General features: G+C 68.9%; 1 protein-coding gene (running past one end of the window). It reads right to left on the bottom strand.

All coding sequences use genetic code 11. The annotated features are described in order from the left end of the window. Positions 1-12,786 carry the 5' portion of an LEPR-XLL domain-containing protein gene (locus tag CON77_RS03440; RefSeq protein ID WP_101047744.1) on the bottom strand. The gene continues 17,730 nt to the left of window position 1, outside the view, so the window shows 12,786 of its 30,516 coding nt (coding positions 1-12,786); its start codon is at positions 12,784-12,786; its stop codon lies beyond the left edge, outside the window.

The following is a 12,786-nucleotide window of genomic DNA, read 5'->3' as shown; positions in this document are numbered from 1 at the left end:
CACATTGACCACCACGTCGCCGACGATGGGAATTTCGATCACCACAGCGTTGGGCAGGAACTGGTCCAGCCCACCGATTTCCTGGTCTGTGGTGCCGTTGCTCACCAGGTACTCGACCACTTGGCCGGTGCTCAAGCCGTGGCCCAGCACCTGCAGCGATTCGTCGTCCGCACTGGCCGAGCGGATGATGAAACCCGAGCCCTCCCCGTCTTGCGGGCCGCCCAGGGCAACCACGCTCACCAGCCCGGTGGCGCTGATGCGTGCTCCGGCACCGATCAGGGCGTTGACGGTGGGGCTGGCGGTGGCGGTCGAGTCGGACGAGCCCGCCCCCAGCAAGCCGCCAATGGCCACCCCTTCCACCCGGGCGTCGGCTTCGCCGTCGCCCACCGCGCGCACCGTGATGTGGCGCACGCCGTCGATCGAGGTATTGGGCAGGATGGAGGCACTCACCGTTGGGCTGGCGGTGGCCTTGGCGTCGTTGATGCTCACCCCCACCAGCACACCGCCGGCCGCGGCCTCCGAGGTGGCACGGGCGTCCGAAGTGCCGATGGCCTGAACCTCCACATCCTGCGCGGCGCTGATCTTCGCACCGAATTCGGTGGTGGCGCCACCGTTGGCCTGGGCCACGGTCTGGGTCACGCCGATGGCCGCTCCGCCGAAGGAAAACACGTCGGTGTCGGCCTTGGCGTAATTGGCCACGTTGCCGACGACGCTGAGGTCGCCGCTGAGGGCTATGTTGCCGCCCGTACCCACGCGGGTGGTGGCGCTGGCGTTGGAGCGCGCCTCCGGCACCGCACCCTGCCCGCTGAACAGTCCACCACCGGCGGCCTCGGCCGTGGCATAGGCGCCGCGGCCGCTGTCGGTCACGTTGTGGCGCGAGCGCATGGTCAGGCTGGCGGCCTGGATGTCGGGCGAATTGCCGATGGACGTGTTCAGTGTGGAGTTGACGCGCGTGTCGGCAAAGCTGGTGCCCACCACGCCCAGCCCCACCGAGAGCGCGAACACGTCCGTTTCGCCCCGGTGGCTGGTTTCATTCGTCAAAGACAGCGCGCCGGTGGCATCCACCGTCACGCTGTGGCCCATCGACACCTCGGTGTCGGTGTTGATCTCGACGAAGGCGAAGTTGATGGTGGCGGCGATGGCGCCACCGGCCAGGGCAAAGGTGTCGGCGTTGGCATCCACGGTGGATTGGCTGCTCAGCGTCAGGCTGCCGATGGCATCGACCTGACCGATCTGGGCGTTGTCGGCGATGGCGACCTTGGCCTCCTTGGTGCTGTCGCTCGTGTCGCCCACCGTGACCTTGGTGAACGAAGCCCCGGCGGCCACTGCCCCCACCTGCACACCGGTGGAGGACACCTGGAAGTCCTGGTCGGCCTGTGCCGACAGCACCACCGTCTGCGCGCTGTCCAGCGCGGCGGCGGTGCCGGCGCCGTTGTCGCCCACCAGGGTGCGCACGGCGCTGGTGTCGTTGACCACCACCACCGAGGCCCCCAGGCCCACGAAGCCACCCTGCAGCGCGACGGACAGCACGTTCACATCCTGCTGGAAGTTGGCGTCCACCGTGATGCTGTCTTCGGCGCGAAGTTTGCCGTGGGCCTTGGCGTTGACCTGGCCCGACACGTTGAGCACCGCCACCGAAGCACCGGCGCCCACCAGACCCACCCCCAGGTTGCCCAGCAGCAGGTCCACCTCCATGTGCTCGTTGGCGGTGATGGCGATGTCGTCGCCGGCACGCACCTCGGCGCCTTCACCCACGCTGGCGGTCGTACCCCTGTCGTCGGAGATGGCTGCATTCAAGCCATTCGTCAGGTCGGACTGGCTGAACTGGCGACCGGTGACGCGGGTGTTGATGCCCTGCATGCCGGCCTGCACGCGCGAGTCGGCGGTCTTGTCGTTGGCACCGGCGCCGAAACCCCCCAGTTCGTTGGTGAGTGAGCTCACACCGCCTTCGGCCTGGCTGCCGGCATCGCTCACCGCGCTGGAGCCACCCTCGCCCTCCAGCGCGTTGGCCGAATCCTGGCTGCCTTTCTCCGAATCTTCGTACTGCGCGGAGAAATTCTCACCCACCGACCACACCGAAACCGAGGCCCCAAGCCCCACCACGCCACCGGCCCCCGAGAAGGTGTAACCGGTGAGCGAACGGTCGGCCACGGCGTGCACCTCCACGTCGCCACGCGCCTTGACCTTGGCGTTGTTGCCCACCTGGGCCACTGCGTCGTTCTGGATGCTGCCGAAGTCCACCGCGCCGGCCAGGCCCACAAAACCCACGCCCAGCGCGCCGGCAAACGAGGTGATGTCGGTGCGGTTGCCTGCGTTCACGTACACGCCCTGGTCGGTACCGACCGTATTGCCTGGGTTGAGGTAGTTGGCCGACCCCTGGTTCACCTGGGCGCTGTCGCCGATGCGGGCGATGGTGTCGGAATCGATCAGTGTCACCGTCACGCCACCGGCGATGCCGGCGTACAGGCCCACACCGCCGGCCACCGCGATGTGCGTCACCGCCTCGCTGGAGGTGGCCTGCACCACGACACCGTGGCGGCCGTCGCCACTGCCCAGACCCGAGCTGCCCACTGAGCCGTCGAGCACGTCGTCGATGCCGCTCACCCCCTGGCCACGCGCATCGATCTGAGCGCGGTCACCGATGGAAGCCGTGGTGTCCTTGAGCAGGCTGGTCACCCCCACCGAGCCGGCCGCACCGGCCCCACCCACGCCCACAGCCACGGCGCCGGAGATCACCGTCAGACGCGTGTCGTCGTTGGCCACAACGGCCACGTCACCGCCGGCCTCCACCACCGCATCGGCGCCGATGCTGGCCGTGGTGGTGTCTTCCAGCGACAACACCGACACCCCACCGGCCAGGCTGACCGTGCCACTGAAAGCCAAGCCAGCCGAGACGATCAGCACCTTTTCGCTGGCGTGCGCGCTCACCAACACGTCGTCGGCCGCATCCACCAGGGCCCGGTCACCGATGCTGGCGGACGTTTCGATGTCCAGCACCGACACGTCCACACCCGGTGCGCCCGCACCCGAACCGGCAATGGCCACACCGGCCCCCACGCCCACGTGGTTGAAATCGCTGGCCGCGTGCACCGCCACCGACTGGCCGGCTGCGCCGGTGCCGTTCTGGTTGATGCGGGCATCGCTGCCGATGGCGGCGGTGGTCTTCACGTCCACCACGTTCACCGCCGCCCCTACGGCCACGCCCACCGAGCCACCACCGCCCACACTCACCGCCACGGTGGCGATGTCGCCTTCGCTGTTGGCCGAAACGGCCACGCCGCGCACGGCGCTCTTGGTGGCGTTGTACTCGCGCCGACCGCTCAGGCCGGGGTCTTTCTGGTCGGCGCCGTCGTCGGCACCGTCCTGGTCCAGGTCGTTGAACTGGTTCATGCCCGAGGGCGCACCGCCTTCAAGCTGGTCTTTGGTCGGGCGTGCGCCGGCGGCGCTCTGCGTTTCATAGTCCGATGGGGCATCTGCCACATAGCTTTCGCTGGCCAAGCCCACACGGGCCTGCACCACGTCGGCACCCCGGCCTGTCACCTGGGCGTTGTTGCCGATGAGCGCCTCGTTGGTCTTGTCCACCACCACCACGCCCGCGGCCACGCCCACCCCGGCGCTGCCGCCGATGGCCACACCCCCGACGATCAGGTCCAGCTCGGTTTCGTCGTTGCTTTGCACCAGCACGCTGGCATCGGTGTCGATGTCGGCGTTGGCGCCGATGGCCGCCCGGGTGGTGGGCGTCAACACAAACACATCGGCCGTGACCGTGATGCCTGCGCTGCTGCCCACGCCTGCGGCCACCGAGAAGGAGCCCACGTCCTCGCGGCTGTCGGCCTCCACCACCACGTTGCCGTCGGCGTCCACCTCGGTACCGGCGCCCACCAGGGCCTCGGTGGTCTTGGTGAGGGTGGCCACGTTCACGCCGGCACCCACGCCGGCGCTGCCGCCCGAGACCGCCAGCGAACCGGCAATCGTCAGCAACTCGCTGTGCGACTCGGCATAGACGTCCAAACCGGGGTTGAGGGTACCACCGTCCACCTCGGCGGTGATCACGCCGTCGGCGCCAATGGTGGCGCGGGTGGTTTCGGTCAGCACCGTCACCGCCACCGAACCGGCCACCGCCGCGCTGCTGGCTGAGCCCGCGCCCGCGGCGGCGATGGTGGCCACCGCTTCGCTGGAGGTGGCGCTCACGCTCAGGCCATTGGCGCCGTTGGTGTCCACCTGCGCATAGTCGCCGATGCTGGCCACCACGTCGTCCTCGTGCACCAGCACGATGGTGGCCACGCCCACGCCGGCACTGCTCGCGCTGAAGGCCGCACTGCCGGCCAGCATGAAGGCGTCGAGCGTTCCCTCCGCGCTCACCGTCACGTCACCCCCGGCCACCAAGCGGCTGCGGTCGAGTGCGTTGCCGCTGGCCAGGGTCGCCTGGGTCTGCGTCAGCAGCACCAGCACCCCCACCGAACCGGCCACGCCCGCGCTGCCACTGCTCAGGCCCACGGTGGCGGCAATGGAGGTGACGATGTCGCTCGAATCTGCAGTCACGGTGATTTCGCCATCGTCGGATTCCAGGTCCGAACGTGCGCCCACAGTGGCCAGGGTATCGCGCGTGATCACCCCGACGTCGAAGCCCAGGCCCACCCCGCCGCCGTTCATTGAGGCGCCGATGCTGCCAGCGGCCGACACCACGCGCAGTTCGTCCATGGCCGACACCGTCACCCCCGCGTCGCCACGCAGCAGGCTGTCATGGCCAACCTGGGCTTCGGTGGTGATGAAAAACACGTTCACGCTGGCCGAACCGCCCACGGCCACATTGCTTCCGCCCGAACCCGCCAGGCCCGCCGCGAAGGAGGTGAGGTCAATGTCCACGCCACTCAGCGGGCCCAGTTCGCTGACGTCCAGTTTCTGGGGCAGCAAGGTGAGGTCGGCCTTCACGCTGACCTCACCACCGGCATCCAGCGTGCTGCGGTCGCCCACGGTGGCCCGGGCCTCCAGGCCATTGGCCACGTTCACCGCCACGGCAATGCCCACGCCGGTGCCATTGGTGGAGAAAGCCGCGCCGCCGGTCACGTTCTGCAGGCCGTTGCGGTTGGTGGCCTCGACCCGCACGTCGCCGCTGGTGCCGGTGACGGTGCTGTCGTCACCGACGCTGGCCTGGGCCAGGGTGTCCACATAGTTGACGCCGATGGAGCCCCCCACGGCAGTGTCTTTGCCCACCGCGCCCGAGAGCGCGCGCACCCTGTAGCTGTTCTGGTCGCTGCCGGGCATATGGGCGCGCACGGCCACGCCGCTGCCCTGCACGTCGGCATTGTTGCCAATGGCGGCGATCGCGTCCACCACCACCACGTTCACCGCCACGGCCGCCGCCACGCCGGTGTCCGACGAGGTGTTGGTGGCGGTCGAGTCGGAATCGACATGCGCGGTGATGCGGTGTTCGGTTTCCACGCGTACCGCGCCGCTGGCGGCCACGCTCACGCCATCGGCGATCTGGGCCTGCGCGATACCACCGATGAAATTCACGCCCACGGTGGCCGCCACCGAGGTGCCGCTGGAGCCCCCCGAGCCAGAGGAATTCACCGTCTGCCCGCCCTGGCCGCTGGTCTGGGTGTTGGCGCTGTTCATGGCGCCTTCGCCGCTTTGCGTGGGCGCCTTGTCGGCGGCCGCACCGGCCTTAGAGCGCGCCAGGTTGCCCTGGTTGGTGGTCTGCTCGTCCGACTTGCCCTGCGAACTGGAGCCGCCCTTGGCACTGGCGGTGGTGTCGATGGTGGAACTCAGCAAGGAGCGGGTCTGCACATCCAGGGTATCGGGCGTGCCCGAAATGCTGCGCGCGAGCAAGGCGCTGGTGTCGTGCGTGCCGATGTTGACAGCCACCGAGGCGCCCACGCCGGTTTCGCCCCCCGCAGCCTCTCCATCGGCGGTGCTGGCCAGGCTGGACACATGAAAGGCCAGGATGTCGATGTCCCCATCCACCGCCAGCACACCGGCGCTGCTGCCGAGCTGGGCGCGGGTGAGGTTTTCGCTGTAGGTCACCGAAATGGCACCGCCCACGGCGGTGCTGCCGCCCGCACCGGCCTTGCTGTCGGTCTTGACGGTATTGCTGCTGTCGGCCTTCACCGTCACGTCGTCCAGTGTCTGCCCCAAGCCCGTGGTCACGCTGCTGCCGTGGGTGGTTTCGGCGATGGTGTCGTGGATACCCACATTCACCCCCACCGACACGCCTGCACCCAAGCTGTCGCTGCCGGCCGAGGTGGCGGACGAGGTGGCCAACACGGTGTCGCTGTGGTGGCTGATGGCCTGCAGACTCAGGTCGCCATTGCCACCCAGCACCGCGGTGGCGGTGCCGCCATCGCCGAACACCGCACGGGTGGAGGTGATGGCCACGTTGATCGAAACCGAGCCCGCCACGCCGGTTTCGGCGCCGCTGGAACCCGACTGGGTGGTGGCCTCAAAGTCGTGGCTGGCATTGCCGGTGGGGCGCATGGTGGCTTCCAGGGCCAGGCCATCGGCCCGCACCGTGGCACCGTTGCCCACCAGGGCCTCATTCACCAGCTCGGCCACATTGATGGCCACTGCAACACCCACAGCCGTGCTGCCGTCGGACGAAGTGGCTTTGGCCGAGCCGTCGGCGTCGGCACGGGCATCCATGTGGTTCGAGGAACGCAAGGCCACATCTCCCGCGCCCACACCATCCCCAGCGATGACGGTGCGCCCGGCCAAGACGGCCGTGCGCGCGGTGGCCTCGGCCACGTTCAGGCCCAGCGAGGCCGCCACACTCACTTGCTGTTCACCTCCGCCGGTGCCACTGGTGTTGGTGGAGGCCGAGGGACCGGTGTTCACATTGCTGCCCGCACCGTTCTTTTGGTCGGCCAGCGATTTTTGTTGCGAGATCTGGCCGTCGGCCTTGCTGTTGCCGCCGTCGTCTTTCTTGGCCCCTGCGGCCGAGGACTCGGCCTTGGCAAAGGAGGCCCCACCCACCACCGCCTGCAGCAACACATCGCCATCGGCCGTGAGGTTGCGGTTCAGGGTGGCCGCGCCCTGGTCGTCCACGATGTTCAAGGCAATTGCCGCGCCAATGGCGGTGTTGCCCGTGGCATTGCCCTTGGCCGTGGTGTTCGTCACGCCCGTGTGCGTGGCGCTGGCACTGTAGTTGCCGGTGATATCCAGGGCCGTGCCGGAGGTGCCCACGCTGGCGTCGGTGTGGTTGCCATCGGCCACGGTGATGGCGAACGAGCCCCCCACGCTGGTGCCCCCGCCACTGGCGCCGCCCGCGGCATAGGTGGTGGTGGTGTGGTGGCCGGTGGCGGACAGGGTCAGGTCGTCCCCGCCACGCAGCACACCGCCACTCTCAATGCGTGCTCGCACATCGTTGTCAACCACGTGCACCGCAATCGAGGCGCCCACCCCAGTGGCATCGCTGCCCCCGGTGGTAGCTGCCTCGGCGCGCACCTTGGAATCCGTGGTGCTCTCGGCCCGAATGACGACATCGCCGGCTCGGGCATCCACATCGGCCCCCGAGCGGATGGCGGCCTCGGTCACAGACGCCGCAGCCGGGTTGACAATGTTCAGTGCAAAGGAGCCTGCCACACCGGTTTCCGTGTCGGCCCCCCCCGCACCCGAGGTGGCTTTGGCCTCGTAACGGTGGGTGCTGTCACCGTTCACCGTCTTCATCAAGGCCCGTGCCGAGAATCCATGGCCATCCACCTCGACCCCCGTGGCCACGGCAGCACTGTTGCGCATGTCCGCCACGTTGACGGCCACGGCAATCCCCACCGCCGTCGTGACCGTGCCCCCCACCGCTTGGCCGTCGGCGATGGCCCGGGCGTCCATGTTGTTGCTGGACAGCAGCGTCACGCCACCGGTGGCATCGTCATCCGCATCGGCCACGATGTGGGTGCCGCCCCCAAGGATGGAGGCCTCTGCGGTGCTCTTGGCAATATTGAGCGCCACCGCCGCACCGACCCCGACCGAACCTCCGCTGCCGTCGTTGGCAGACGCATTTGCCCCAGCAGACTTGTCCGCCCCGGCGTTCTTGCTGTTGGCCACTTGCGTCTGTTTGCCCACCTGCTGGTCGGCACTGTCGCCGCCAGCCTTGGCAGATTCCTCATCCTTGTCCGCCCCCTTGGCGGAAGCAGTGGCCTGGGCCAGGGTGACGCCGTCGGTGCTGGCCGTCAAGGCCACCGAGCCATCGGCCGTGATGCTGCGCGACACCGTGGCCTTCGCGGAATCGTCCACGAAGCTCAAGGCAATGGCTGCGCCCACCGCCGTGTCGGCCGCTTCGGCCTTGCCTTCGGCCTCGGTCTCGGTAAACCCGTGGTGCGTGGCCGTGGCGCTGAAGCTGCCGGTGATGTCCAGGCCCGCCCCAGTGCCCACGCTGGCCAGCGTGTTCTGGTCGGCAATGGTCAGGGCGAACGAGCCGCCCACCGCGGTGGTGGCGTTTTCGCCTCCCGCACCGCCCTGGGCGTAGGTGGTGTTGTCGTGCTGCCCGGTGGCGCTCAGGGTGACGTTCTGGCCCTCGCTGAGCGTGGCGCTACTTTCGATCTGCGCCTCGGTCACGTGGTCGATCACATGAATAGCGATGGACGCGCCCACGCCAGTCTTGCCTGCAGTGGCAGATGCCTCGGCGCACGCCTCGCTCTCACTGAGATTCCCAGCCGTGATGGTGACGCTGCCAAAGTTTGCATCGACAGAAGCCCCTGTCTTGACCGCCGCCTCCGTCACCGACCCGCTGGCCGGGTTGACGATGTTCAGCGCGAAGGAGCCAGCCACGCCGGTCTCGCCGGCCGCGGCGCCCGACTTGGCCATGGCGCCAAAACGGTGCAGCTCGTCGCCCTCCACGTCCTTCATCGTGGCCGTGGCGCTGAAGCCCACACCGCTCACCGTGACGCCGCTGGTCACCAACGCCACGTTGCGCATGTCGGCCACGTTGATGGCCACCGCCGCGCCCACCGCCGTGGCGGCGGGGTCGCCGGGATCGGCGCCCGGGTCCAGTTCCACGGGCGAGCCGTCCGCACTGGCCAGGGCGTCCATGTTGTTCGACGAGGCCAACGTCACCGCGCCGCCGTCCGCGGTCACCACCACGCTGGGCCCGCTGAGCAGCGCCTCGGCGCTGGCACTGGACACGTTGAGCGCCAACGCCGCCGCCACGCCGACCGAGCCGCCACTGCCATCGTCGGCACTGGCCTCTGTGGGCGTCGTGGCCGCACCAGGGCCAGCCTTGTCGTTGGCGGTGCTCTTTTGCTTGGTCAGTTGTTCGTTGGCGGTGCCGCCGCCTTCATCTTCGTCGCTGCTGGCCCCGGCCACCGAGGCCGTGGCCAGCGCCTCGGCGCTGCCGTCCGCGTGCGCGGCAAAGCCCACCGCCCCATCGGCGGTGATGCTGCGCAGCGTGCTGGCTTCGGCCACGTCGTCCACAAAGCTCAGGGCAATCGCAGCCCCCACCGCCGTGCTGCCAGCGGCATCGCCGTCGGCGTGGGTCAGGGTGTGGCCGTGGTGGTGGGCGGAGGCCGTCAGGCTGCCGCCGACGTCAAGTGCATCGCCCCCGTCCAACTGGGCCAGTGTGCGGTTGTCTGCCACGGTGATGGCAAAGGAGCCACCCACACCCGTGGCATCTGGGGCGGTCGGGTTGGCACCACCCGAGGCGGTGGTGGTGGTGTCGTGCTCGCCCGTCGCCACCAGGGTCACGTCGTCACCGCCGGTGAGCGCGCCCAGGATCTGAGCCTCGGTCACGTTGTCCACCACGTGGATGCCGAGGGACACGCCCACGCCCGTGGCCGCGTCGCCAGTGACCGCTGCCGTGGCTTCCACGGTGTTCTCGGTCAGGTTCTCGGCTTCGATCCTCACGTCGCCGTTGCCCGCTTCCACCGAACCGTCGATCGCGGCGCGCGTGCCCGAAGCGCTGCCCTGGTTGCTCACGTTCAACGCGAAGGAACCGGCCACACCGGTCTCGCCCGCGCTGGCACCCGAGGTCGCCTTGGCCTTGGTTTTGTGCCGCGCCGTGTCGCCCCCCTTCATGGTGGCGCTGGCGCCAAAGCCCTGGCTGGCCACGAAGGCTCCGGCCCCCAGCAAGGCGGTGTTCTCCACGTTGGACACGTTGATGGCCACGGCCACGCCCACCGCGGTGTCGCTGGCCTCGCCCGTCGTGGCCGCCCCGTCGGCCACCGCCTCGGCGTCGGCGTCCAGCGCGCTGCTCAACACCACCTCGTCACCGGCCGTGACCGTGCTGCCCCCGAGGATGAGCGCCCGCGCACTGGCCGACGACACGTTCAGCGCCAGTGCGGCCGCCACGCCCACGGAGCCTCCGCCACCGTCGCTGGCGGACTGCCCGGTCGAGTTGCTCTTGCCCGACGTGTCGTTGGCCAAGTCCACCTGCTTGCCCAATTGCTTGTCGGCCGTGTCGTCGGTGCTGTCGCCGTTGTTGTCGGAGTCTTCCTCCGCATCGGCACCACCCGCCGACGCGGTGGCCGTGGTGCTGACGCTGGCGTCGGCATCCACGTGCAAGTTCACGCGGCCACCGGCCGTCACATCGCGCGCAAGGTAGGCTTCGGCCACGTCGTCCACAAAGCTCAGCGCAATGGCCGCCCCCACCGCCGTGTCACCGCCCAAGGCATCGCCGTCGGCAGTGGTCGTGGTGGCACCGTGGTGCTGCACCAGGGCCTCCAACGAGCCGCTGATGTCCAGCAGGTCGCCCGTGCCCACATAGGCCTGGGTGGTGTTGCTGGCCACGGTGATGGCAAACGCCCCACCAATACCCACGCTGGAACCGCCACCGCCCGCCGTGGCCGTGGTGTCGAGGGTGTAGTGGCCGGTGGCAGACAGGGTGACATCGCCCGCGCCGCTCAGCGTGGCGCCATTGGCCAGGCGCGCGGTGCTGCTGTTGTCGATGGCCGCCACGGCCAGCGAAGCCCCGATGCCGTTTTCCGACACCACGCCGGTGTCATGGGGCGCCGCGGTGGTGCTGGCGTGGGTGGTGTTGCTGGCACTCACCGTCAGGTTGGTGCCTGCATCCAGCACAGTGGTGCCCGTCACCTCCGCCGTGGCGGCCGTGTCCAGCACATGGATGGCCACCGCGCCCGCCACGCCCAGCTCACTGGCATCACCGGCGCCCGACACCGCGCTGACGGTGAAGCTGTCGCCCCCCGCCAGTTCGGCATCCACGTCCACGCCACCCGCGGCATGAATCAGGGACGAACCACCCACCACCGCGCGGGTGTGGCTGTCGGTCTTGGCAAAGGCCACGGCCACGCCAACCCCATCGGCCGTGTCGCCGGTGTTGGTGCCGTTGGCGCTGGTGCTCACGGTCTCGGTGGCCAGGGCGTGCACCGCCAGGGCGTTGGCCGAACGCAAATTGCCCCCCGTGTCCACCCGGGCCTCGGTGTCGCTGTCATAAAACGACAACGCCAGCGCACCGGCGAAGTTGAGCCCGCCGTCGCCAGTGGACACCTGGTCGCTGGTGTCGGCATCGCCATTGGGGTCTTGCAGGCGTTGCTGCGAACGGTTGCTGCCACCGCCGTCGGTTGCGCCACCGGTCGTGGACGTTGCGGTACTGGTCATGCTGCTGCCCAGCGTCGCGGCCACCGTCACGCTGTCGGGGTCGTCGTTGTTGTTGCGCCCGGTGATGGCGGCGCTGCCGGTCACCACCGCCTGGGTGCTGAGGTTGACGATGGTCAGCGCCATGGTTGCACCGAAGTCGGCACCGCCACCGTCGGCCGTGGCCGCCACATTGGCCAGCGTGCTGGCGTTCAGGCCCACGGCCCCGTCCACCTGCAAACTGGCGTTGCCCGACACCACGACGCTGGACACGGTTTCCAGGTACACGATGGTGACCGCCGCGTCCTCGCCGTCGTTCGTCGGCGTCTGCCCGCTGGTGGCGAGTTGGTAGGTCACGTCCATCACCGTGTCGGCGTCCAGGCTGGCGGCGCTCAAGGTGGTGTTGTGCATCTTGATCTCGGCCGAACCCAGCACGGCCAGCCCGGTGAGGGCCAAAGCACCATTGCCAAAGGTGGCCGGATTGGCGACCACGTCCACGTCCGTGGTCGCCGTCAGCACCACGGCCCCGACAATGTCCAGGGTGGCGCCACTCAGGTCGATCGACGCGTTCGCGTCCGCCACCAGGTACAGGCCAAGGTAATCCGTGGCCAGCGGCACCGAGCCGTCGGACTGTGCCAGCGCCGTGAACGTCAGCGAATCGGCACTCAGCGAGCCCATCGCGGTGATCTGTTCCGCCTCAACGGTCAACGCCTTTCCCGCCGCGCCCTCCCCGGTTACCGTCAGGTCGTCGTTCCCCGCTCCCCCCACAATCTTGATGCCTGACACGCCGACAGCGTCCGTCAGGCTGGTGTCCAGAAGCAAGGTCACGCCGTGGCCGTCCGAATCCAGGGTCAGATCGATCCGACCGTCGTCACCCACGATGCTGGCCAATGCGATGTCGTCGTATACGAACGAGGAGCTGGAATCCACCAGTTGCACCATCTCGGTGCCATCGTCAAAGCGCAAGGTCAGATCGCTGTCGGCCACGGCCGTGTACGACAAATCCGCCGACAACAGCAAGCGCGGCTCCACCGCTTCCAGGCCAAACCCCTGGCCGTGCCGGGCGCGAGCCTTCATGCGGGCCCGCACGCGCGCGGGCGGTTGACCGGTCAGATCGGCACCATGCACGGCCGTTTCGCGCTTGTCGCGCCATTGGCTGTAGGTGTCCTGCAGCTTCGACCACAACTGGCTGGGCTGAAAGCCCAAAGGCAGCAGAGATGGGGTGCGCGGGCCGCCGTTGCGGCGGGATGGACCTTGATTTTCCAT

Source organism: Macromonas nakdongensis, assembly GCF_002837145.1.
GTDB classification, from domain to species: domain Bacteria; phylum Pseudomonadota; class Gammaproteobacteria; order Burkholderiales; family Burkholderiaceae_C; genus Macromonas_B; species Macromonas_B nakdongensis.
This window is presented reverse-complemented; position numbering and strand designations above follow the sequence as displayed.